Origin of the sequence: Streptococcus sp. KR (assembly GCF_002238115.1) — a bacterium.
Lineage (GTDB): Bacteria > Bacillota > Bacilli > Lactobacillales > Streptococcaceae > Streptococcus.
Map to the genome: position 1 here is coordinate 1 of NZ_NGVM01000328.1, position 229 is coordinate 229.

General features: G+C 44.5%; 1 protein-coding gene. It reads left to right on the forward strand.

The genetic code is table 11. From position 1 onward, the window contains the following. Positions 1-229 (forward strand): alcohol dehydrogenase catalytic domain-containing protein (locus tag CBI42_RS12150; RefSeq protein WP_373433764.1); only part of this gene is annotated, 229 nt, incomplete at both ends.

Consider the following 229-nt stretch of genomic DNA (forward strand, 5'->3'; position numbering starts at 1 on the left):
CTCAAGAACAAGGCGCTCAACTAACCATTGAACCTGTTGAACTCGATTCACCGAAAGCTAATGAAGTCTTGGTTGAAATTAAGGCATCTGGTATCTGTCATACTGATGCCGCAGGAAGAGACTTTGCCACAACACCATATCCAGTTGCGTTAGGTCATGAAGGCGCCGGTATCGTTAAAGAAGTTGGTAGTAGTGTTACCAGTGTCAAACCTGGAGATCATGTTGTTCT